The organism is Serratia sp. LSHTC3 (assembly GCF_057197125.1).
Genome location: NZ_JBXUNP010000003.1, coordinates 410,833 through 434,514, shown reverse-complemented (window position 1 = coordinate 434,514; position 23,682 = coordinate 410,833). Strand labels below are relative to the sequence as shown.

At 59.1% G+C, this 23,682-nt stretch carries 20 protein-coding genes; 3 read left to right on the top strand and 17 right to left on the bottom strand.

What is annotated here, in order from left to right; all coding sequences use genetic code 11:
* Nucleotides 1-8: 8 nt before the first annotated feature.
* The 5 genes from carA to pvcA form a co-directional block, all read right to left on the bottom strand.
* On the bottom strand, nt 9-1,157 hold the full coding sequence (carA, locus tag AC2CGI_RS14905; RefSeq protein WP_004932920.1) for a glutamine-hydrolyzing carbamoyl-phosphate synthase small subunit: 1,149 nt from the start codon (nt 1,155-1,157) through the stop codon (nt 9-11).
* Between the two features lie 470 nt (nt 1,158-1,627).
* A complete protein-coding gene (gene dapB / locus AC2CGI_RS14900; protein WP_021505361.1) occupies nt 1,628-2,449 on the bottom strand; it encodes a 4-hydroxy-tetrahydrodipicolinate reductase in 822 nt (273 codons plus the stop codon).
* Nucleotides 2,450-2,712: 263 nt separating this feature from the next.
* On the bottom strand, nt 2,713-3,972 hold the full coding sequence (locus AC2CGI_RS14895) for a glycosyltransferase (RefSeq protein WP_076740932.1): 1,260 nt from the start codon (nt 3,970-3,972) through the stop codon (nt 2,713-2,715).
* A 24-nt stretch (nt 3,973-3,996) separates the two neighbouring features.
* A complete protein-coding gene (locus tag AC2CGI_RS14890; RefSeq protein WP_015376614.1) occupies nt 3,997-4,860 on the bottom strand; it encodes a TauD/TfdA dioxygenase family protein in 864 nt (287 codons plus the stop codon).
* A gap of 96 nt (nt 4,861-4,956) precedes the next feature.
* Nucleotides 4,957-5,925 (bottom strand): L-tyrosine isonitrile synthase, encoded by a 969-nt coding sequence (pvcA, locus tag AC2CGI_RS14885; protein ID WP_004932937.1) that lies wholly within the window; start codon nt 5,923-5,925, stop codon nt 4,957-4,959.
* Nucleotides 5,926-6,116: 191 nt separating this feature from the next.
* Between pvcA and AC2CGI_RS14880 the strand changes: the two genes are divergently transcribed.
* The gene (locus tag AC2CGI_RS14880) at nt 6,117-7,043 is read left to right on the top strand and encodes a LysR family transcriptional regulator (RefSeq protein WP_004932941.1); all 927 of its coding nucleotides are present in this window, start codon (nt 6,117-6,119) and stop codon (nt 7,041-7,043) included.
* A 271-nt stretch (nt 7,044-7,314) separates the two neighbouring features.
* Here AC2CGI_RS14880 and ispH read toward each other — a convergent pair whose 3' ends face one another.
* From ispH to ribF, 5 genes are all read right to left on the bottom strand, one after another.
* Nucleotides 7,315-8,268, bottom strand: a complete 954-nt coding sequence (gene ispH / locus AC2CGI_RS14875) for a 4-hydroxy-3-methylbut-2-enyl diphosphate reductase (protein ID WP_004932946.1) — start codon at nt 8,266-8,268, stop codon at nt 7,315-7,317.
* Nucleotides 8,249-8,719: an FKBP-type peptidyl-prolyl cis-trans isomerase gene (gene fkpB, locus AC2CGI_RS14870; RefSeq protein WP_016929135.1), complete on the bottom strand. Its 471-nt coding sequence runs from the start codon at nt 8,717-8,719 to the stop codon at nt 8,249-8,251. The genes ispH and fkpB overlap by 20 nt, the downstream gene beginning before the upstream one ends.
* 1 nt (nt 8,720) lies before the next feature.
* Nucleotides 8,721-9,230: a signal peptidase II gene (gene lspA, locus AC2CGI_RS14865; protein WP_004932951.1), complete on the bottom strand. Its 510-nt coding sequence runs from the start codon at nt 9,228-9,230 to the stop codon at nt 8,721-8,723.
* Nucleotides 9,231-9,243: 13 nt separating this feature from the next.
* Nucleotides 9,244-12,060 (bottom strand): isoleucine--tRNA ligase, encoded by a 2,817-nt coding sequence (gene ileS, locus AC2CGI_RS14860; protein WP_076740931.1) that lies wholly within the window; start codon nt 12,058-12,060, stop codon nt 9,244-9,246.
* 156 nt (nt 12,061-12,216) lie between these two features.
* Nucleotides 12,217-13,155: a bifunctional riboflavin kinase/FAD synthetase gene (ribF, locus tag AC2CGI_RS14855; RefSeq protein ID WP_015376612.1), complete on the bottom strand. Its 939-nt coding sequence runs from the start codon at nt 13,153-13,155 to the stop codon at nt 12,217-12,219.
* A 390-nt stretch (nt 13,156-13,545) separates the two neighbouring features.
* On the opposite strand from ribF, the gene rpsT reads away from it, so the two are divergent.
* A complete protein-coding gene (rpsT, locus tag AC2CGI_RS14850; protein ID WP_004932960.1) occupies nt 13,546-13,809 on the top strand; it encodes a 30S ribosomal protein S20 in 264 nt (87 codons plus the stop codon).
* A gap of 71 nt (nt 13,810-13,880) precedes the next feature.
* Here rpsT and nhaR read toward each other — a convergent pair whose 3' ends face one another.
* From nhaR to dnaK, 4 genes are all read right to left on the bottom strand, one after another.
* Nucleotides 13,881-14,780: a transcriptional activator NhaR gene (gene nhaR, locus AC2CGI_RS14845; RefSeq protein ID WP_004932962.1), complete on the bottom strand. Its 900-nt coding sequence runs from the start codon at nt 14,778-14,780 to the stop codon at nt 13,881-13,883.
* 192 nt (nt 14,781-14,972) lie between these two features.
* Nucleotides 14,973-16,139 carry a Na+/H+ antiporter NhaA gene (gene nhaA, locus AC2CGI_RS14840; protein WP_021505367.1) on the bottom strand — a complete coding sequence of 389 codons (1,167 nt, stop codon included), beginning with the start codon at nt 16,137-16,139 and terminating at the stop codon, nt 14,973-14,975.
* 236 nt (nt 16,140-16,375) lie between these two features.
* Nucleotides 16,376-17,500: a molecular chaperone DnaJ gene (dnaJ, locus tag AC2CGI_RS14835; RefSeq protein WP_004932969.1), complete on the bottom strand. Its 1,125-nt coding sequence runs from the start codon at nt 17,498-17,500 to the stop codon at nt 16,376-16,378.
* 106 nt (nt 17,501-17,606) lie between these two features.
* On the bottom strand, nt 17,607-19,520 hold the full coding sequence (gene dnaK, locus AC2CGI_RS14830) for a molecular chaperone DnaK (protein ID WP_004932972.1): 1,914 nt from the start codon (nt 19,518-19,520) through the stop codon (nt 17,607-17,609).
* 324 nt (nt 19,521-19,844) lie between these two features.
* On the opposite strand from dnaK, the gene satP reads away from it, so the two are divergent.
* Nucleotides 19,845-20,444, top strand: a complete 600-nt coding sequence (satP, locus tag AC2CGI_RS14825; RefSeq protein WP_015376609.1) for an acetate uptake transporter — start codon at nt 19,845-19,847, stop codon at nt 20,442-20,444.
* 44 nt (nt 20,445-20,488) lie between these two features.
* Here the strand turns inward: satP and AC2CGI_RS14820 are convergent, their stop codons facing one another.
* The 3 genes from AC2CGI_RS14820 to tal all read right to left on the bottom strand — a co-directional run bounded on the left by AC2CGI_RS14820 (nt 20,489) and on the right by tal (nt 23,613).
* Nucleotides 20,489-21,796, bottom strand: a complete 1,308-nt coding sequence (locus AC2CGI_RS14820) for an MFS transporter (protein ID WP_075684806.1) — start codon at nt 21,794-21,796, stop codon at nt 20,489-20,491.
* Between the two features lie 124 nt (nt 21,797-21,920).
* A complete protein-coding gene (mog, locus tag AC2CGI_RS14815; protein ID WP_015376607.1) occupies nt 21,921-22,508 on the bottom strand; it encodes a molybdopterin adenylyltransferase in 588 nt (195 codons plus the stop codon).
* 151 nt (nt 22,509-22,659) lie between these two features.
* Nucleotides 22,660-23,613, bottom strand: coding sequence for a transaldolase (gene tal, locus AC2CGI_RS14810; RefSeq protein WP_004932982.1), 954 nt, complete (start codon nt 23,611-23,613; stop codon nt 22,660-22,662).
* Nucleotides 23,614-23,682 lie beyond the last annotated feature (69 nt).

The window sequence follows — 23,682 nt, the reverse complement described above, 5'->3', positions numbered from 1 at the left end:
GCTCCTGATTATTTGGCGTTAGAACGGTAAGTCTCAATCAGTTCGATAAAGTGATCGAACAGCGGCGCGGCGTCGTGCGGGCCTGGGCTGGCTTCCGGGTGGCCCTGGAAGCTGAACGCCGCTTTGTCGGTGCGGTGAATGCCCTGCACCGTGTGGTCGAACAGCGATTTGTGCGTCACGCGCAGGTTCGCCGGCAGATTGTTCTCATCTACCGCAAAGCCGTGGTTCTGCGCGGTGATCATCACGGTGTTGTTGTCCAGATCCTTCACCGGGTGGTTGCCGCCGTGGTGGCCGAGCTTCATCTTCATGGTTTTCGCCCCGCTGGCCAGCGCCAGCAGCTGGTGGCCCAGGCAGATGCCGAACACCGGAATGTCGGTTTCCAGGAACTGTTTGATGGCGGTGATGGCGTAGTCGCACGGCTCCGGATCGCCCGGGCCGTTGGACAGGAAGATGCCGTCCGGATTCATTTTCAGCACCTCGTCGGCCGGGGTCTGCGCCGGCACCACGGTCAGGCGGCAGCCGCGATCCACCAGCATGCGCAGGATGTTGCGCTTGGCGCCGTAGTCGTAAGCCACCACGTGGAACGGCAGTTCCGCGGCGGTTTTGGCTTCGGGCAGGTCGCCTTCAAGCGTCCAGCTGCCTTGCTGCCAGCTGTAGGCCTCTTGGGTGGTGACCTCTTTCGCCAGATCCATGCCCTTCAACCCCGGGAAACCTTGCGCCTTGGCCAGGGCCAGCGCGGCGTCCGGCGAATCGGCGGCGATGATGCAGCCGTTCTGGGCGCCCTTCTCGCGCAGCAGGCGGGTCAATTTGCGGGTATCGATATCGGCGATCGCCACGATGTTGTGACGCTTGAGGTAGTCGGACAGGCTTTCTTCGTTGCGGTAGTTGCTGGCGATCAGCGGGAGGTCGCGAATGACGAGGCCTTGGGCGTGTACTGCGGAGGATTCTTCGTCGGAAGCATTGGTGCCGACATTGCCGATATGAGGATAAGTAAGAGTAACGATCTGGCGGGAATAGGAAGGATCAGTGAGGATTTCTTGATAACCGGTCATCGACGTATTGAAGACCACTTCCCCCACTGCCGTTCCCTCTGCCCCGATGGCCCGACCGTGGAATTGGGTTCCGTCTTCCAGAACCAATAGCGCTGACTTTATCAAAACACCCTCCAAGGAATAATCAATCACAATATTTGCATATTAATTCAGATATCGCGATCTAAATCAATGCAAAAACCGTCCGCGAGGCCAATTTTTGGCAAATTGGGCGCATTTTAATGATGAGTGCCTGGCTTGTCTACCCAAACTGCCGTTTTTTGTTTTATTTTTGCAGTTCTCGGCGCTCATGCGGCTTGAGCGCCGATAAAAACACAGAAAACCGGGGCTGGAAAACGGTTGCGGGGAAGAATGACGGAAAATAGCGCCGAAATGGGACAAAAAAGACGCTGAAAAAGCCGAGAGTGGAAAAAAAGGAGATGATTAGCAAAGTAAATACAGACAAATAACAGCTTTGGCAATGAAATAAAATCAACATGATATTTATCATGTTAAAAAAAAGGACAATAAAATTATTGCCCGATTATCATAGCATTATGATCAATACAACCACATCACGATGGTATGCAAATCAATTATAACTGGTCCAAATTCAACACGTCGCGCATATCAAATAAACCTTTATCCCGGTTATGCAGCCAGGCAGCCGCGCGCACCGCACCGCTGGCAAAAGTCATGCGGCTGGAAGCCTTATGGGTAATTTCCACCCGTTCACCGATGTCGGCGAACATCGCGGTGTGCTCGCCGACGATGTCGCCGGCGCGAATGGTGGCAAAGCCGATGCTCTTCGGATCGCGCTCGCCGGTATGGCCTTCGCGCGCATAGACCGCACAGCTTTTCAGATCGCGCCCCAGCGCGCCGGCAATCGCTTCGCCCATCGCCAACGCCGTGCCCGACGGCGCATCTACTTTGTGGCGGTGGTGCGCCTCGACGATTTCGATATCGGTATAGTCGCCCATCACCTGCGCGGCCTTCTCCAGCAGTTTCAGCACCAGGTTGACGCCGACGCTGAAGTTGGCGGCGAACACGATGCCGATATGCTGCGCTGCAGCGCGGATCGCCTGCTTGCCCGCGTCATCGAAGCCGGTGGTGCCAATCACCATCGCCTTGTGGTGCGCCACGCAAAAATCCAGGTAGTTCCGCGTGCTTTCCGGGCGGGTGAAGTCGATCAAAATGTCGAACTCGCTCGCCACTTTCTCCAGGCTGTCGCTTACCTTGACGCCCAGCGCGCCAATGCCCGCCAACTCGCCGGCATCGACGCCGATCAGGCTTGAACCCGGGCGCGACAACGCCGCGCCCAACACCACGCCTTCCGCCTGCTGCACCGCCTGGATCAACTGACGGCCCATCCGGCCGCCGGCGCCCGCAATCGCAATGCGGATTTGTGAATCACTCATGCTTGCTCTCTTCTTGATTTGACGCCTATCCCATTAGGCTATCGATTCAGGGTAACTGCCCCGCTGCAGCGCCGCCAGAGGATTCATTTCATAATTAGAAAATTATGATATTCCCCCGTTTTCATCAGCGGCGCTGTCGTGAGATTAACATTCAACCGATTTGGCGGCCTGCGACGATTGTACATAATCATGCAGTTTCCATGGCAAAAAAATGCAGAAAAAAGGCGCCGAAAACGGCGCCTGAGGAACGGAGTGCGGCGATGTCAGGCGGTAATGGCGGCCACTTCGTTGGCGATCGCCGTCAGCGCATCGTGGCGGGCATAGTCCTCACGCACCAGCGCCGCGCGCTGGCGATAGATCGGCTGCTGCAGAATGCGCGTCGCCGCCGCCAGGATCTGTTCAGGGCTTGGCGTGCTGGTGTGCAGGCTGATGCCGCAGCCGGCGGCGACCACGCGCGCGGCCGCCTCCAGTTTGTCTTCGCCTGTGCCGGCGACGATCAGCGGCACGCCGCTGTTCAGCGCATAGTTGATCGAGCCGTAACCGCCGTTGGTGATCAGCAGCGCCGTCTCCGGCAACCAGCGTTCGAAGGAGATAAACTCCCGCACTCTGGCATTGGCCGGCAGCGCGTCCATCAGTCCTTCCGTCGCCCGCCCGCCGGTGGTGGCCAACACCCGCACCGGCAGATGCGCCAGCGCCTGCAGCGTCGGCACGATCAGCTGATGCAAATCGACATTGGCCAACGTGCCCTGAGACACGATCACCAGCGGCCGGCGGTCGTCCGCCTCCCACAGCGTCTCTTCCGACGCCGGCTGGCCGCCGCTGCGCAGCGGGCCGACGAAGCGCACGCCGCTCGGCAGATCGTCGCGCTCATATTCCAGCGCCGTGGTAGCCAGCTGCAGGAAACGCTCGCAGCCGCCGATCAGCGCGTCGGTGAACGGGCGATCCAGCGCCCGCCCGCCCGCCTGCACCAGCGCCGCATCGAAGCTCTGCTGTACTTCATCGAGCAGCACGCGCGTTTCTTCATCCACCAACTGCTCACGGGTCAACGCCTGCGGCAGCAGCGCCGGCGGGATGCGCGGGCCATAAAAAATAGCATCGCGCGAAGAATACGACAGCGGCGTAACGCCGATACCGAAGACCGGCGGCCGTTCGGCAGACTGCAGCAGCGGCAGCACGCCGTAGAAGCAGTTCTCCACCATCAGCAGATCGGTGTCTTCGGCAGCGATAGTCGCACGCAGTTGCCGATCCAGCAGCGGGATCGGCGCGGCGAAGAAATCTTTCAGCGCCAGCGCCATCTGTGCATTGCCCGGCGGCAGGGCGGCGCGCTCGGGGAAGTGCTGCTCCAGGTGGCGGTAATCGAAATCCACCTGCGCGTCGAACGGCACGAAGCTCGCGCCCGCCGCCTCGGCGCGTTCGCGAAACAGCGCGCCGGTCATCATCCGCACCTGATGCCCTTGGGCAATCAGGTGTCGAGCGATGGCCAACATCGGGTAAACGTGCCCCGGAGTGGCGACTGCCGCCATCAATATCCTTGCCATAATGCTCCTTTACGCTTCTGTGTTAGCCGGCTTCAGCGCCAGATTGGCGCACACCGGATTGCTTTGAATATGCACGCGCTGCAAATGACGCGCGGAACGGGCGGTAAAGCCCTCGCGGCCGTGCAACAGCGAGAAGTTGTCCGCCACCACCACGTCACCCTGTTGCCATTGGTGGGCATAATAGTGACGCGGATCGTACAGATGCTGCTGCAGAGTGTGGTGGAACTGTTCCTGCTGTTGTTCCGGCACGCCGTGATATTCCAGCGCATGTTGATTGAGGAATTTTTTCCCCTCCGTCGGCGGTTCATTGTAGCGCATGATCAAGCCCCTGCCGTTCGGGTGCTGCACCACCAGCGGCGAACAGACTTCACCGCCGTAGTGCACCACCTGCTTGATGCGGTAGGTGATCGAGACCGACAGCCACTGATCCAGCAACGCTTCGTCCGCATTGGCCAGCAAGCGCGTGGTGTCGACGAAGGTAGTGCACCCGCCTTCGTCCGGCGACGGCGCCGCCACGCAGTGGAACAGCTGGAACTCGGGAATAGTCGGCTTATACATGCCATCCCAATGCAGCGGGACGTAGCTGCTGTCGAAAATATGATCCTTGGCGTCCGGATGTTCCTTCACGTCCAGCACCGCGCCAAACGGCCACATCATGATCTCGCCCCACTGCTCGGCGTAGCGCGTCAAAACCTCCCCATCGCTAAAACCGGAGTCGAATCCGCGCAGCACCAGCAAGTGATGCTCCTGCGCCAGCGCCCGCAGCGCTGCCACCGGCAGTTCGCCGATCTTTTGCCCCGGATGCTGCGGCGTCAGGATCGCGCCGAACGGGGTATTCGGTTGAATATGGCAATTAAGCGGTTGGTTATTCATCGGTGATTCTCCTTGCATCGAATGTGCTGCTCACACGGCAACGTGCCGTCAAAAACGCGTCCGCCAGGATTTCGGGCGCAAAAGCCTGCAGCGGCCTCAGGCCATCTGCGGTTGTTCGATCAGGTAATGGCTCGGCGTGCCGCGGATCTCCACCAATTCGCCGTCCAGGCTCTGCGCATCTTTACGCTTCATCAGCACGAACTGGCCGTTCACGTTGGCTGCCACGCCATGCCACGGCGTCAGCCAGTCGTCTTTGGTCGGCATCATGTGGATGCCTATCTTCAGGCTGTCGGCCGGCTGCGGGTGAATCGACAGGCGGATCGCCGCCGGGAAATGCTGGGCCAGCAGGTTGCCCCAGGCCCAGCTGCGCTGGATAACGCCGCAGGCGCGCCGTTTGGCGTCTTTTTGCAGCGCGGCGTTGGAACCGCTGTAGCCCGGCAGGAGGCTGTCTTCATACAAGAAGCGCGTGATGGCGCGATACAGCATTAATCCCTGCTCGTCCTGCATCAGCTGGCGCTTGATCGCCTCTTCCGATTCGGCATAACCGTCCACCAACAGCCGGCGCAGCAGATCGTAGTCATCGGTATGCTCCGCCAGGCCTTTGACATCGCCGAGGTTGAACACGCTCAGGTGGGTTGCGCCCACTTCATGCAGCAGGCTTTCAATCTCGCGTTGATAATGGTTGATCGCTTCGTCGCTGACGCGGATCAGATCGCCGAACACGTGGCCGTCGGAACAGATAACGATATGCGCGCCCGGCGGGTAATAGAGTTGAATACGCTGGCACAGCGAGTTGAGGAAGATCAGCGACAGCCGCTCCGCCATGTCCGGCACCGCGCCTATCACCTTATTGGCGTTGGGTGACTTGGTCGGAAAAGCCGGCAGCACGAATTCGATGCGCTGGTCGTTTTCAATGAATGCCCGAATGCGCGGCAATTGCACCTGAGTGACCTGCCGCTCTTCTTCAGCCAGAGAAGCATCGTCGGCGATGAGGCGACGTCGATATTGCAATAATTCACGTAGGATTTTTAATGCTATTTCTTCTTTTTTCTGTGCGCTATCCACAATGAGCTCCTGTTGCGATGTGGCGCGGGTGTATTATTGGCAAGCGCAATAAGATTTATCAAAAAGAGATAAAACGCATGCAAAATAATAATCAGCCCGTCGTTTATATGCTTCAGGCAATATAGGAAAGATGGTGCTATATTATTAGCCCGTATAAATCACAATCTAGGTTAAGTTGTGCTTAACAAACTATGAGCAATATTTTAAAACGCATGGCCATTTTCTCAAAAGTGGTCGATTGTGGCGCATTCAGCATGGCGGCAAAAGAATTGGGCATGACGACATCGGCCGTCAGCCAGCATATTCGCCAGCTGGAGGAACATCTGGGCATTCAATTACTGTTGCGATCGACGCGCTCATTGAGCCTGACCGAAGCCGGATTGTGCTTTTATGAAGATTGTCTGCTGATGATCCACGCCGCCGAGCGCGGGCAACAGCGGATCGCCGCGCTGCGCGGCGAGCTGGTCGGTGAACTGCGCGTCGCCACCTCGACCGAATTCGCCACCCATTATCTGGTGCCGGCGCTGCAGAGCTTCCTCGACGAGCACCCGCGCATCACGCTGCGGTTGGAAATCCACGATGAGAGAATAGACCTCATCGCGCAACGCATCGATCTGGCGATACGCGGCGGCGCGCTGGCTGACTCCAGCTACGTCTCAACGCGGCTGGCGCGCTGCCGCGAAGTGCTGTGCGCGTCCCCAGCCTATCTGGCACACCACGGGGTGCCGGATTCGCCTCAGGCGCTGACCCATCACCATTGGGTCACCTTTACGCCGCTCGGCAATCCGCAGTTTGTTCGCCTGATCCATCGCGACGGCGGCGAGCACCGCATGCGCATGACCGGGCGACTGTTCACCAACAGCGGCATGGCGATGAAGGAGCTGGCGCTGACCGGCAAAGGCATCATTCGCAATTTCTTCGCCAACGTCGAGCGAGAGTTGCGCAGCGGCGAGCTGATTGAAATATTGCCCGACTGGCGATTACCGGAAATTAATTGCTATGCCATTATGCCGCGACGGGAGATCCAGCCATTAAAAGTCCGGCGATTGCTGGAGCATATGAAGCTCTATTTAAAGGAGAAAGGATTAAACGACCTAGAACAGATTCGACAAGAATAAAATAAGAAACATCTGCAAGACTACTATTGTAATTATTGTAATCACGTTGACGACACCAGGCCCTATTTAGATTGCAGCCTAATGATATTTTATTTAATGACTTCATTTAGTCTATATAATTGATGACGCCGCCGCTATTTCAAATACTCAGAATAAATTTGACTTTAGTTAGCAGAAAATTTGAATATACTCAGCATTTTATTTTCAATGCCGTTGGCATTCCAAAAAAAACGGGAAGCCTAAGCTCCCCGTTGTCATTCACTCACGCACCTCAGTCAATCTGACGGACGTCCACGCGCAGCTCTTTCGGCACTTCGAACACGATGTTCTCTTCACGCCCGCTGATTTCATGCACGTCCAGGCCGCCCAGCGCTTTCAGGCGGGAGATCACCTCCTGCACCAGCACATCCGGTGCCGAGGCGCCGGCGGTAACGCCGATATTGCGCGCTTCGCTCAGCCAGCTTTCCTGAATATCCGCCGCCGAATCGATCAGATAAGCCGGTTTGCCGACGCGCTGCGCCAGTTCCGCCAGACGGTTAGAGTTGGAGGAATTCTTCGACCCCACCACCAGCACCACGTCCGCATCGCCGGCCAGGTTGCGCACCGCTTCCTGACGGTTGGTGGTGGCGTAGCAAATGTCATCCTTGCGCGGACCGATAATGCTCGGGAAGCGCTGACGCAGCGCGTCGATCACGTCCGAGGTATCATCCACCGACAGCGTGGTCTGCGTCATGAAGCACAGGTTGTTTTCGTCTTTCACCTGCAGCTTCCACACGTCATCCGGCGACTCGACCAGGTACATGCCGCCCTGCGGATTGCTGTACTGGCCCATGGTGCCTTCCACCTCCGGGTGCCCGGCGTGACCGATCAGAATCGCTTCGGTGCCGCGGCGGCTGGCGCGCGCCACTTCCATATGCACCTTGGTCACCAGCGGACAGGTGGCGTCGAACAGCATGGTCAGATCGCGCGCCTTGGCTTCGGCGCGCACCGCCTGAGAAACGCCGTGCGCCGAAAAGATCAGGATAGAGCCGTCCGGCACTTCGGCGATCTCTTCGATAAACACGGCGCCGCGCTCACGCAGGCTGTCGACCACGTAGCGGTTGTGCACCACTTCATGCCGTACGTAGATCGGAGCACCGTACAGCTCCAGCGCACGTTCCACGATGCTGATCGCACGATCAACCCCGGCGCAGAAGCCGCGCGGGTTAGCCAGCAATATTTGCATGCGTCTCCTCCTGCTGTGGATCAATCTCCAGCACTTCGATGTCGAAGGTCACCGGATGGCCCGCCAGCGGATGGTTGAAATCGACGGTGATCGAATCTTCCGCCACCGCGCGCACCACGCCCGGCATTTCGCTGCCGTCAATCGCGGTAAACAGCATGATGGTGCCCACGTCCGGCACGCCGGTTTCCGCGAAGTCGCGGCGCGAGAAGAACTGGACCAGATCCGGGTTCTCCGCGCCGAACGCCGCTTCCGGCTGCAGGGTAAAGGCGCGCTTATCGCCCGCGCGCAGGCCGAGCAGTTGCTCTTCCAGCGGCGCCGACAGGCTGCCGTCACCCAGGCGGAACAGCGCCGGTTTGCCGCTGCTGCGGGTGGATTCGGCGGTCGAACCGTCTTCCAGTTTCAGCGTGAAGTGAACCAGCACCGCGCTGTCACTGATAACCTGAGCCGTCATATTACTCACCTTTACTCTTTGCGCCTTTGCTCGCCGGCGACAGGAAACCTTCCAGCACGATCATCGCCGCACCCACGCAGATAAAGCTGTCCGCCAGATTAAAGGTCGGGTAGTGCCAATCACCGACGTAGAAGTCGATGAAGTCGACCACGAAACCGTGCCACAGGCGATCGAACAGGTTGCCCAACGCCCCGCCGATAATAAAGGCGTAGGCGATGTTGTTCAGCTTCTGCTGCGCGGTGCTGCGGTACATCATCACCAGCAGCACTGCGACGATGGCGATGGCGATGCCGGCAAAGAACCAGCGCTGCCAGCCGCCATGGTCGGCCAGGAAGCTGAACGCGGCGCCGTAGTTGCGCGCGTAAAACAGGTTGAACGACGGGATCAACGGCTGGGACTGGCCCAGCGTAAAGTTAGCGAGGATCCACTGTTTGCTGCCGAAATCCAGCGCCAGCACCGCCACCACAACCCACAGCCAACGCAGGCCGGTCGAACAAATTGGTTTACTCATCAGGCGCAAGTTCTCAGGCAAAGTTACGCTTCTCGCCGTCACCGGCGACGTTGCTCACACAGCGGCCGCAGATGTCTGCATGCTCCGCCACCAGGCCGATATCGGTGGTGTAATGCCAGCAGCGCGGGCACTTCTCACCTGGCGCTGTGCTGAAGGCGATCTTCAGCCCTTTCAACAGCTCGGAGGCCTGCGCATCGGTCGGCGCATCCGCCAATGGCGCAACGCTTGCCGCAGAGGTCAGCAGCACAAAGCGCAGCTCATCCTGCAGGCTGTTCAGACGCGCCGCCAACTCGCTGTCGGCATACAGCGTCACCGCCGCTTCCAGCGAACCGCCGAGGCGTTTGTCCGCACGCGCCTGCTCCAGCACCTTGTTCACTTCGCCGCGCACTTTCAGCAGCTCAGCCCAGAAAGCGTCGTTCATCGGCTCGCCTTCCGCCAGCCCGAACAGGCCGTCGTACCACTCTTCGGTGAACACGTACTGCGCGCGTTTGCCCGGCATGAAGCCCCAGATCTCATCTGCGGTGAACGACATGATCGGCGCCATCCAGCGCACCAGCGCTTCCACGATGTGATACAGCGCGGTCTGGCAGCTGCGGCGAGCGACGCTGTCGCTCTTGGCGGTGTACTGACGATCCTTGATGATATCCAGGTAGAAGGAGCCCATCTCGACCGAGCAGAACTGCATCAGGCGCTGCACCACTTCGTGGAAATCGTAGTTGGCGTAAGCCTGCTCGATATCCTGCTGCGCCGCCAGCGCGCGGCCGACCGCCCAGCGATCCAGCACCACCATGTCTTCCGGCGCCACGCAATCGGTGCTCGGCTCGAACCCGTTCAGGTTGGCCAGCAGGAAGCGCGCGGTGTTGCGGATGCGGCGGTAAGAGTCGGCGGAACGCTTGAGGATCTCGTCGGACACCGCGATCTCGCCGGTGTAATCGGTCGACGCCACCCACAGACGCAGAATGTCGCCGCCCAGCTTGTTCATCACGTCCTGCGGGCTGACGGTGTTGCCGATCGACTTGGACATCTTGCGGCCCTGGCCGTCGACGGTGAAGCCGTGGGTCAGCACTTCCTTGTACGGCGCCTTGCCCTTCATCGCGGTGGAGATCATCAGCGATGACATGAACCAGCCGCGGTGTTGGTCGGAGCCTTCCAGATACATGTCGGCGCCGTGGCCGTTGAATTCAGGACGCACGTCGACAACCGAGGCGTGGGTGGAACCGGAATCGAACCACACGTCCAGCGTATCCGGCACTTTCACGTAGTCGGCGGCTTCCGCGCCGAGGATGTCGGCCGCGTCCAGATCCCACCAGGCCTGAATGCCGTCTTGCTCGACGCGTTTGGCCACTTCTTCCATCAGCTCAACGCTGCGCGGGTGCAGCTGTTCGGTCTCTTTATGCACGAACAGCGACATCGGCACGCCCCAGGTGCGCTGACGCGAGATGCACCAGTCCGGGCGGTTGGCGACCATCATTTCGATGCGCGCCTGGCCCCAATCCGGGATCCACTGCACGCCCTTGATCTCTTCCAGCGACTGCTGACGCAGGCCTTTCTGATCCATGCTGATGAACCATTGCGGCGTGGCGCGGAAGATGATCGGCGTCTTGTGGCGCCAGCAGCACGGATAGCTGTGCAGGAACTTCTCGACGTGCAGCAGCGCGCCTTTGTCACGCAGCAGATCGACGATCAGATCGTTGGCCTTGAAGACGAACTTGCCGTCCAGCAGCGGGTAGGTGCCGGTCAGGTAGCAGCCGTTCGGCCCTACCGGGTTGGCCACTTCCAGGCCGTATTTCTGGCCGATCACGAAGTCGTCCGGGCCGTGGCCCGGCGCGGTATGCACCGCACCGGTACCGGCGTCCAGGGTCACGTGCTCGCCGAGGATTGCCGGCACGTCGAAGTCCATGAACGGGTGTTTGAAGCGCAGCAGCTCCAGATCGGCGCCTTTGCAGCTGCCCAGCACCGTCCACTCGGTGATGCCGGCGCGTTTCATCACGCTTTCCACCAGTTCGGCCGCCAGGATCAGGCACTGGCCGTCAACCTGCACCAGCTGATAGGTGAAATCCGGGTGCAGCGAGATCGCACGGTTGGCCGGCAAGGTCCACGGCGTGGTGGTCCAGATAACCAGCGAGATGGCGCCGTTGAAGTGGCTCACGCCGAACTTGGCCGCCACGGCAGCCGCGTCGGCCGCATGGAAGCTCACGTCGATCGACGGCGAAGTCTTGTCGTAGTACTCCACTTCCGCTTCCGCCAGCGACGAGCCGCAGTCGGTGCACCAGTGAACCGGCTTGGCGCCTTTCAGCAGGTGGCCGTTGCTGATGATCTTGCCCAGCGCGCGGATGATGTTGGCTTCGGTTTTGAAGTCCATCGTCAGGTACGGACGATCCCAGTCGCCCAACACGCCCAGACGGATGAAGTCCTTCTTCTGGCCTTCAACCTGCTCGGCCGCGTACTCGCGGCACTTCTGGCGGAACTCGGCCGCCGTCAGCTTCTCGCCCGGCTTGCCGTACAGTTGCTCAACCTTCAGTTCGATCGGCAGGCCGTGGCAGTCCCAACCCGGCACATAAGGCGAGTCGAAGCCGGCCATCCCTTTCGACTTGATGATAATGTCTTTGAGAATCTTGTTAACCGAGTGACCAATGTGAATGCTGCCGTTCGCATACGGAGGGCCGTCATGCAAAATGAAGGTTTTTTTGCCCTTTTTGGCAGTACGAATAATCCCGTACAGATCCTGTTCATACCAACGTTGCAGCATGCCAGGTTCGCGCTTGGCGAGATCGCCGCGCATCGGGAACCCTGTTTCCGGCAAGTTCAGGGTATTCTTGTAGTCACTCATGAGATTCTCGTTTCCGTTTTCGGCTATTTACCCGTCACACTTCAAGCTGCATCTTTGTCGGCCGCCCTTTCTCACCCGAATCACTTGCCTATGCAAGCTCATCGGGGTTCGCGCGGTTGCCGCCGCGATGCAACTCGAATTGTTTAGGGTAAACGATTAAACCAGTGTTTTTAACCCGAAGAACTTCCGGGCCGTCACCACATCATTGGCGATTTGCTGCTTAAGGGCATCGAGCGAAGCAAACCGCTGTTCATTGCGCAATTTTGCGCGGAGCACCACCTCAATATGGCGCCCGTAAAGATCCATTGTGACATCCAGCAGATGCACTTCCAGCTGCTGGCGCACGCCGGCGACGGTCGGGCGCGTGCCGATATTGGCCACGCCCGGCAGCGGCTTCGGCCCCAGGCCGTACACTTCCACCGCATACACTCCTTTCACCGGTGCCACCAGACGCTTGAGCGGCAAATTGGCGGTCGGGAAGCCGATGGTGCGCCCCAGCTCGTCGCCGTGCACCACGCGCCCGGAAATGCTGTACGGGTGGCCCAGCAGGGTCTCCGCCAGCGGCAGATCGTCCTCGCTCAGCGCGGTGCGGATCGCGGTGCTGCTGATGCGCCGCTCGCCTTCGCGGAAGGTCGGGGTGCTGACCACGTCGAAGCCGTACTCTTTTCCGGCCTGCTGCAATAGCGGAAAATCGCCCTGACGCCCGGCGCCAAAGCGAAAATCATCCCCCACCATCAGGAATTTGACGCCCAATTTTTCCACCAGCAGCTCGGCGACGAACGCCTGCGCGGTGTTGGCGGCGAAACGCGGATCGAACTTGACGCACAGCAGGTAATCGACGCCCGCCTGCGCCAGATAGTTGGCCTTGTCGCGCAGGCGCGTCAAGCGGGCCGGCGCTTTGTCTGCGGCGAACATCTCCAGCGGCTGCGGCTCAAAGATCATGACCATCACCGGCAGCCCGAGGCGTTTCCCCTGTTGCTTCAACTGTTCCAGCAACGCCTGATGGCCGCGATGCACGCCGTCAAAGTTGCCGATGGTGAGCACGCAACCATGGTGGCGCGCCCGGATATTGTGAATGCCGCGAATTAGCTCCATAGCTGGCTCAAAACAGTGGAAATCGGCGGATTATACCTTGTACAGCCGGTAAGGTTAACCCGCGATTGGTGCCTTTATGTAATAGACATACCATACCGGAGATAATCTGTGCGTGAAACGGCTTCGCCACAGTTTATCCGGCGCTGCCGGGGCGATTCTCGACCGCGGCCAACGGCTTGCGCCCGCCGCGGCAAATCATTGGCGAATTTTCTCGCGAAACACTGTATTCCCAAGAGCGAAGCTGGTAAAATCCTGCGCCATCACAACGTAGCGAGTGCCGCCTGTACAAACGGCGCTTATTTGCACAAATCCATTGACAAACGAAGGCTAAAAGGGCATATTCCTCGGCCTTTGAATTGTCCTCAATAGAATATATTTGGGAGTTGGACCTTGGCTAATATCAAATCAGCTAAGAAACGCGCCGTACAGTCTGAGAAACGCCGCAAGCATAACGCAAGCCGTCGCTCAATGGTGCGTACCTTCATCAAGAAGGTAGACGCAGCTATCGCAGCTGGCGACAAAGAAGCAGCACAAAATGCATTCCTGGTAATGCAGCCACTGGTGGACCGTCAGGCAGCTAAAGGCCTGATCCACAAAAACAAAGCAGCGCGTCATAAGTCAAACCTGACTGCACGCATCAACGCAATGCAATAAGCATTTCGTTATCTGCTTGATAAAAAAACCGGCTCAGGCCGGTTTTTTTACGTCCTGCGTTCAGTGAACCGCTAGCAGGAAAACAGCGCCGAGAAGTCTTTGTTGCAGACGCGCTGCACCGCCGGATGCTGGATCATGCGCTCGGCGAAGATGATGTAATACTCCTCCTGCACGCTGTCGATGCGCCCAATCTCCACCACGTTGTCATCGTTGTAGGTATCCTGCGCATACAGCGTCGGCGCCACGAAGATCGCATTGTGGTACATGCCGAAGGCCTTCATCAGCGCCGCATCGTCGAACTCGCCCAGAATTTCCACCTGAATACCCTGCGTATTGAACCAGTTGAGCAGCTTGCGCCCCAACATCGAACGACGGCCGGGGATCAGCAGCTTGCGCTGCTCCAGACAGGCCGGAAACGGCAGCTCCGGCGCCGGCTGGCGACAGAAAAAGCTGATGCCGCACTCGCCCAGCTTCAGCGAGAACAGCCCTTCCTGCTGGCTGGAGTCCACCGGGCAATCCGACAGGATCATATCCAGCTTGTGCTGGCTGAGCTGCTCCAGCAGCATCTCGTGCGTCGATTCAAAGCAACGCAGGTGGATCTGCTCGTTGTCCACCACCACCGCCGTTTCCAATACCTGGCTGACCAGCCGCTTCGACAGCGCGTCCGCCACGCCGACGTCGAACAACAGGTTGGACTCTTTGCGGTAGTTGACGATATCCAGCATTTCCTGGCTGAGCATGAACATCTTGTCGGCATAGCGGAACACCAGCTGCCCCAGCTCCGAAGGCACCAACCCGCGCCCCTGGCGTTTGAACAGCTTGCCGTCCAACCGCTCTTCCAGCGCTTTGATCTGGCCGGTGATGGTCTGCGGCGTCAGAAACAACGCTTCGGCGGCACCGACCACGGAACCGGCCTTGCAGACCTGCCAGAAATAGTAAAGGTGATTAAAGTTGATATGCGACATCCTCACGAGCGGCTCTCCTTAACAACGTTTCGCAGCGGCAAACGGTGTGCCGTGACGAGCGACAAACTTCCTTTCCCTGCTTCAGACAACGTATAGCCCCATTAGTCCCAACGAAGAACGGCCGAAGCTGCACATATTTTATACCGTACAGCTCCGACCAGCCATTTTATTATGTGCCCTTACCGGGCACATTCAGGATTAACGCACGCGCGGCAACGCCAGACGCAGTAATCCATACCCTACCACCGCCGCAGTGGTGGAGCCCAACAGGATCCCCAGGCGGGAATAGGTGCTGAGCGCCGCATCCGCATCGCCGAACGCCAGCGAGGCGATAAAAATCGACATGGTAAAACCAATGCCGCAAAGCACCGAAACGGCAAACACCTGTTTGAAGCCGATACCTTCAGGCAAACGGGCGATGCCCATTTTCACCGCCAGCAGGCTGAAGAGGAAAATCCCCAGCGGCTTGCCGATAAACAGGCCAGCCGCAATCCCAACCGGCAGCAGCGACGTCAATCCCTCCAGCGATACGCCCTGCAAAGAGACCCCGGCGTTGGCGAAAGCGAACAGCGGCAGGATCATGAACGCCACCCAAGGGTGCAGCTCATGCTCCAGCGTTTCCGACGGCGATGGCCCCTTTTTGACGTTCAACGGGATCATAAAGCCGACAATCACCCCGGCCAGCGTCGCATGCACCCCGGACTTGAGGATCGCCACCCACAGCACCAGGCCGACCATCATGTACAGCGAGGTCTTGCCCACGCCGCGCCAGTTCATCACCGCCAGCAGCGCCGTCGCCGCCGCCGCCACGCCCAGCGCCACCATCGACACTTCGTGGGTGTAGAACAGCGCGATGATGATGATCACGCCCAGGTCATCGATGATCGCCAGCGCCAACAGGAACACTTTCAGGCTGGTTGGCACGCGGTTGCCCAGCAGCGCCATGACGCCCAGCGCAAAGGCGATGTCGGTCGCGGCCGGGATCGCCCAGCCCTGGCGGGTGACTTCGTCCGCGCCGTTGAACAGCAGGTAAATCAGCGCCGGCGCCAACATGCCGCCCAGCGCGGCGATCGCCGGAAACACCGCTTTGTCGCGCCCGGACAGCGAGCCTTGCATCAGCTCGCGCTTGACCTCCAGCCCCACCACCAGGAAGAAGATGGCCATCAGGCCGTCGTTTATCCACAGCAGCAGCGGTTTAGCGATCTCCAGCGAAGCTACCTTCACCATCACCGGCAGGTTAAGGAATGCCTGATAGATCCCCTGCGCCGGGGTGTTGGCCATGATCAGGGCGACGATCGCCGCCGCGATCAGAATGATACCGCCCGCGGCTTCCTGACGTAAAAATTGACGAATGATGTTGGTCACAGTACGTCTCTCCAAATCTGTGCAGGGCATAGCGCCCTGCGAACCACAGTCATGAAGTGAGTATAGAGGGCGTTTTAGTTCGAAAAAATAAGTTTATAAATGCTAAATAGCTCGAGAAAACCGATAAAAAGCACGAATAAGTCACATTTACGTTGTGGAATTAGCGGTTTAGCGCGCAAATAAAAACCCCGGGACAGATGCCCGGGGTTCGCACATAAACCAACAGAAACAGCAGGTTAGCGAGTCAGATCGTCAAAGAACTTTTTCACCCCGTCGAAGAAGCTCTTCGAGCGCGGGCTGTTCTTGTCGCCGGACGGGCCACCCAGGCTCTCTTCCAGCTCACGCAGCAGCTGCTTTTGCTTGTCGTTCAGATTGACCGGGGTTTCCACCACCACGCGGCACAGCAGGTCGCCCTGGCTGCCGCCACGCACCGATTTCACGCCCTTGCCGCGCATGCGGAACAGCTTGCCGGTTTGGGTCTCCGAAGGCACCTTCAGTTTCACCCGGCCGTCCAGCGTCGGTACTTCAATCTCGCCGCCCAGCGCCGCCATGGCGAAGTTGATCGGCACTTCACAGTACAGGTTGTTGCCTTCACGCTCGAAGATCGGGTGCGCCTTCACCTGCACCTGAACGTACAGATCGCCCGCCGGTGCGCCGTGCTCGCCGGCTTCGCCTTCACCCGCCAGGCGGATACGATCGCCGGTATCCACGCCGGCCGGAATTTTCACCGACAGCGTTTTGGATTTTTCTACCCGGCCGTGGCCGTGGCACTTGTTGCACGGATCTTTGATGATCTGGCCGCGGCCATGGCAGTGCGGACACGCCTGCTGCACGGTGAAGAAGCCCTGACGCATCTGCACCTGGCCCTGGCCGTGACAGGTTGGACAGGTGACCGGCGAACTGCCCGGTTTGGCGCCGCTGCCGTGGCAGACGTCGCACTCTTCCAGCGTCGGGATGCGGATCTCTTTGGTGACGCCACGTACCGCTTCCTCGAGGGTCAGCTCCATGTTATAGCGCAGATCGGAACCGCGGCTGGCGCGCTGACGGCGGCCTCCGCCGAAGATGTCGCCAAACACGTCGCCAAAGATATCGCTGAAGTCGGCACCGCCGCCAAAGCCGCCGCCGCCCATGCCGCCCTGTTCAAAGGCCGCGTGCCCATACTGGTCGTAGGCCGCGCGTTTCTGATCGTCGGTCAGGACTTCGTAAGCTTCTTTAACTTCTTTAAACTTGGTTTCGGCGTCTTGTTCCTGGTTGCGGTCAGGATGGTATTTCATCGCCAGGCGTTTGTACGCCTTTTTGATCTCACGTTCATCCGCCGTCTTGCTGACGCCGAGAATCTCGTAATAGTCTTTCTTCGCCATTCTTTCGCTTACCCTTAACATGCGTGCACGGGCGCAGAGTTGCCTCGACGCCCGTGCTGGTTTCCGGGAGCGGCACCTCGGCCGCCCCGTGCCCGCTTAAGGGCGATTATTTTTTGTCTTTAACTTCTTCGAACTCGGCGTCAACCACGTCGTCGTCTTTCTGCGCCGCGTTGTCCGCGCCGGCGTCAGCACCCTGCTGAGCCTGCTGCGCCTGAGCCATTTCCAGCAGCTTGCCGGAAACCTGCACCAACGCCTGGGTCTTCGCTTCGATCTCGGCTTTATCTTCGCCTTTCACCGCCGCTTCCAGATCTTTCAGCGCCGCTTCGATCGCCGTTTTGTCTTCCGCCGGCAGTTTGTCGCCCGCTTCTTCCAGCTGTTTGCGCGTGCCGTGGATCAGGTGATCCGCCTGGTTGCGAGTCTGTACCAGCTCTTCAAACTTGCGGTCCGCTTCAGCGTTCAGCTCGGCGTCGCGCACCATTTTCTGGATTTCGTCTTCGTTCAGGCCAGAAGACGCCTTGATGGTGATCTTCTGCTCACGGCCGGTGTTCTTGTCTTTGGCAGACACGTGCAGGATGCCGTCGGCATCGATATCGAAGGTCACTTCGATCTGCGCCATGCCGCGCGGCGCCGCCTGGATGCCGTCCAGGTTGAACTGGCCCAGAGATTTGTTATCGCTGGCGCGCTTACGCTCACCCTGCAGCACGTGGATGGTTACCGCAGACTGGTTGTCTTCCGCAGTAGAGAACACCTGGCTGTGCTTGGTCGGGATAGTGGTGTTTTTGGTGATCAGCGGTGTCATCACGCTGCCCATGGTTTCGATACCCAGCGACAGCGGGGTCACGTCCAGCAGCAGAACGTCTTTCACATCACCGGCCAACACGCCGCCCTGTACCGCAGCGCCCACGGCAACCGCTTCGTCCGGGTTCACGTCTTTACGCGGCTCTTTGCCGAAGAAGTCTGCGACTTTCTTCTGCACCATTGGCATACGGGTCTGGCCGCCCACCAGGATCACGTCCTGAATGTCGGAAACCGACAGGCCAGCGTCTTTCAGCGCCACTTTCAGCGGCTCGATGGAGCGTGCCACCAGATCTTCAACCAGCGACTCGAGTTTGGCGCGAGTCACTTTGATGTTCATGTGTTTTGGACCGGTCGCGTCTGCAGTGATGTACGGCAGGTTAACGTCGGTCTGCTGAGCGGAAGACAGTTCGATCTTCGCTTTCTCGGCGGCTTCTTTCAGACGCTGCATCGCCAGCGGATCGTTGCGCAGATCGATGCCCTGATCTTTCTTGAACTCTTCCACCAGGTAGTTGATCAGACGGCTGTCGAAGTCTTCGCCGCCCAGGTGGGTGTCACCGTTGGTCGCCAGCACTTCGAAGGTTTTTTCGCCGTCAACGTCGTCGATTTCGATGATGGAGATATCGAAAGTACCGCCGCCCAGGTCATAAACCGCGATGGTGCGGTTGCCGACTTCTTTGTCCAGGCCATAGGCCAGGGCCGCCGCGGTCGGTTCGTTGATGATGCGCTTGACTTCCAGACCCGCGATGCGGCCGGCGTCTTTGGTCGCCTGACGCTGGGCGTCGTTGAAGTAAGCCGGTACGGTGATAACCGCTTCAGTTACCGGTTCGCCCAGGTAATCTTCCGCCGTTTTCTTCATTTTTTTCAGCACTTCCGCAGAGATCTGCGGCGGAGCCATTTTCTGGCCTTTCACTTCCAGCCAGGCGTCGCCGTTGTCGGCTTCGACGATTTTGTACGGCATGATCGCTTTGTCGCGCTGCGCTTCTTCATCCTGGAAGCGGCGACCGATCAGGCGCTTGATGGCGAACAGGGTGTTTTCAGGGTTGGTGACTGCCTGACGCTTAGCCGGCTGGCCAACCAGAGTTTCACCGTCCTGGGTATATGCGATAATAGAAGGAGTGGTGCGGTCGCCCTCGGCGTTTTCCAGCACGCGTGCCTTGGCACCATCCATAATTGCTACGCAAGAGTTGGTCGTACCCAGGTCGATACCAATAATTTTGCCCATCTAAACGTCTCCACTAAAAAATTCATAATCAGTCAGGTTGCTAACCTATATGCGGGCGATTTTTTGCTTTTCAACTGCCCGATATCTCAGTGCGACCCGCGGTTAGCAGCTGCGGTTGCAAATAAGATGGGGCCATCCAACCCGGCATCAAGGGGCAAGGCGAAAAAAATTTCTTTTTTTATCGTCATTCAGATCATTGTTTCCGGTTGCGGGGATCATTATGATGCGCGCGCTCTGATGGAAAACTTCGATTTTTTGGCCATTCAGACCATTTATGATTTTAATTCGCTGTTTCCGTTAATTTTCTGTTATCGCAGAGGACTTATGCACACCAACAAGTTGGCGAATCCCGGCCCTCTCGGCCTGATGGGCTTCGGGATGACCACCGTCTTGCTGAACCTGCACAACGCGGGCTTTTTTCCACTGAACTCCGCCATCATCAGCATGGGGATTTTCTTCGGTGGCCTGGCCCAGATCCTGGCCGGTCTGCTGGAGTACAAGAAGGGCAACACCTTCGGCATGACCGCCTTCACCGCCTACGGCAGCTTCTGGCTGAGCCTGGTCGGCCTGCTGCTGCTGCCGCGTCTGGGCCTGGCAGAGGCCACCGAAGCCCACGTGCTGGGCATCTACCTGGCGCTGTGGGGCGTCTTCACCCTGTTCATGTTCTTCGGCACCCTGGGCGCCAACCGCGTGCTGCAGTTCGTGTTCGCCAGCCTGACGCTGCTGTTCGCCCTGCTGGCCGTCGGCAACATCACCGGCAACCACACGCTGCTGACCTTCGCCGGCTATGAAGGGATTATCTGCGGCGCCAGCGCCATTTACCTGGCGATGGCCGAAGTACTCAACGAGCAGTATGGCCGCACCGTGCTGCCGATTGGCGAACCGGCTCCGGCGCGCGTCGCGGCCTCACCGGTCACGGCGTAATCGCCCGCCCCTGATGAAAAAGCCCTGCACTGCAGGGCTTTTTTTTAGCTGTAGGAGTCGGCTCGTCGCTCCCCGGCTTCGCTGTTCAGGTCACGATGCAGGTAGAAGCCGAGCAGCAGCCCGATGAGCGACAGCGCCAACACATAGTAAGCGGGCGCTAACGGGGTTAATTTCATGATCAGCGTCACAAAAATAGGGGTTAAACCGCCAAAAATAGCGTACGAGACGTTATATGAGAACGAGATACCGGTAAACCGCACTTCCGCCGGGAATGCCCGCACCATCACGTACGGTACGGCCCCCACCACGCCTACGCTGAACCCCACCAGAGCATAACAGGCGAACAGCATTTCCGGGCGCACGCCCACCGTCTGATAGAACAGCCAGCTGCAGCCGGCCAGCAGTACACTGCCGGCCACCAGCGTTTTGCTGGCGCCGAAGCGATCGGCCGACAAACCGGCGACGATGCAGCCGGCGATCAACATGATGGTGGCGATGCTGTTGGCCTGCAGCGTTAAGGCCGGCGCGATGCCGAACTGCTTTTGCAGATAGGTCGGGGTCATCAGGATCACCACCACGATGCCGGCGGAGAGCAGCCAGGTCAGCAGCATCGACACCGCCACTTCCCGTTTGTGGTTGAGCACCACCGATTTCAGCGGCAGCTCCTCGGCCAGCGCTTTACGCGCCTGCATCTCGATAAAGATCGGCGTTTCCTGCAGCCAACGGCGCAGGTACATCGCCACCAGGCCGAACATGCCGCCAAGCAGGAATGGAATACGCCAGCCGCCGCCGGCAATGCTCTGCGGGCTGAGCGTGGTGTTGATCACCGTCGCCACCACCGAGCCCAGCAGGATGCCCACCGTCAGCCCGGCGGTCAGCGTGCCGCAGGCGAAGCCGATGCGCCGGCGCGGCACATGTTCGGCGACGAAGACCCAGGCGCCCGGCACCTCACCGCCGATCGCCGCCCCCTGCAGCACGCGCATCAGCAGCAGCAACAGCGGCGCGGCGATGCCGATGCTGGCGTAGGTCGGCAGCAGGCCCATCGCCAGCGTCGGCAACGCCATCAGCAGAATGCTCAGGGTAAACATCTTTTTGCGGCCGACCAGATCGCCGAAGTGCGCCATCACGATGCCGCCCAGCGGGCGGGCCAGATAGCCGGCGGCGAAGATGCCGAAGGTTTGCACCAGCCGCAGCCATTCCGGCATGTCCGCCGGGAAGAACAGATCGCCGACCACGGCGGCGAAGAACACGAAGATGATGAAGTCGTAAAACTCCAGCGCGCCGCCCAACGCGGCCAACGTCAGCGTTTTGTAGTCTTGCCGGTTCAGCCGGCGATTAGTGTCGTGAGGCATAGGGCACCGTCGGTAAAGGCTGTAAAAATAAAAGCCGCAGGCTTTCTGTAAAAGAATCCTTACTATAGCGGCAAATTATTTTCACACCAGACGGGTTGAAGCCGATCTCGCAGATTGCTGAAATTTAGAGGTTTATCTCGCGACGTGCGCTCTTTGGCCGAAATGCTGCTACCACCGCGGCATGCGTTTCGACGTAAGGCCCGTCGAGCAGCTGAATGCAGTAAGGCACGCTGGCGAAGATGCCGTGCACCACCGCATTGCCCTGCTCATCCTTTACCCCTTCCAGCGTTTCCTTGATCGACTTCGGTTGGCCGGGCAGGTTGATGATCAGCGCCTGTTTGCGGATCGCCCCCACCTGGCGAGAAAGAATTGCCGTTGGCACATAGTGTAGGCTGATCTGACGCATTTGCTCGCCGAAGCCGGGCATCACGCGATCGGCGATCGCCAGCGTAGCGTCGGGGGTGACGTCGCGGCGCGCCGGCCCGGTGCCACCGGTGGTCAGCACCAGATGGCAGCCCATTTCGTCCACCAGCTCGCACAGCGTCTGTTCTATTTGCGTCTGCTCATCGGGGATCAGCCGGGTTTCCAGCTTGAAGGGCGTCGCCAGCGCGCCGGCCAGCCACTCCTCCAGCGCCGGAATGCCTTTATCCTGGTAAACACCGCCGGAAGCGCGGTCGGAAACGGAAACCAAACCAATACGTAAAATATCCATGCATAACCTCTACAGCCTGATGGGGTCCGAACGGGCTCGTCCCCCGTTCTGTTGTCATTGCCGAGAGTATAAGGGCTTCCCCCGCCGGCAGGGGCGTCGGGCATAAAAAAAGGTGGCCTGAGCCACCTTTTTACTGCGCGATCTGCGGGAATTACAGCAGGTCGGCGATCATTTTTTCCAGTTTGCCCTGGTCTACGGCGAACTTGCGGATGCCGTCGGTCAGTTTCTCGACCGCCATCGGATCCTGGTTGTGCTGCCAGTAGAACTCAGGTTCGGTCAGTGCGGCAGGACGCGCCTTCACTTCACCGGTATAAGACAGTTTGCGCTCCAGCGCGCCTTCGCTCTCCGCCAGCTCTTTCAGCAGCGCAGGGGCGATGGTCAGGCGGTCGCAGCCGGCCAGTTCGATGATTTCGCCGACGTTGCGGAAGCTGGCGCCCATCACTACGGTGTTGTAGCCGTGCTGTTTGTAATACTGGTAAATTTCGGTCACGGAGATCACGCCCGGATCTTCGTGCGGGGCGAACTCTTTCTTGTCGCCGTTGGCTTTGTACCAGTCGAGGATACGGCCGACGAACGGCGAGATCAGGTAAACGCCGGCTTCGGCACAGGCGCGAGCCTGAGCGAAGGAGAACAGCAGCGTCAGGTTACAGTTGATGCCTTCTTTCTCCAGCTGCTCCGCCGCGCGGATGCCCTGCCAGGTCGAGGCCAGTTTGATCAGAATGCGATCGTTGCTGATGCCGGCTTCGTTGTACAGCTTGATCAGGCGCTTGGCCTTGGCCACGCTGGCAACGGTGTCGTAAGACAGGCGTGCATCCACTTCGGTGGAGATGCGGCCCGGAACCAGTTTGAGGATCTCCAGACCGATGTTGACCGCCAGCTTGTCGGCGGCATCGGCGATTTGCTGCTCGCGATCGCTGCTCTGGCCGCGCGCCCAGGCGATGGCTTCGTCAATCAGTTTGCGGTATTCAGGAATTTGGGCTGCATTGAGGATCAGCGAAGGGTTGGTTGTGGCGTCCTGCGGTTGATACAGCTTCATTGCCGCGATATCACCCGTATCTGCAACCACCGTGGTCAGCTGGCGCAGGGAAGTTAATTTGTCGGTCATGTTGGCATTATCTCATCGTTTGTGCATGAACTTTTGGCATTGTTCAACCATGCCCTACCCTGATAATAA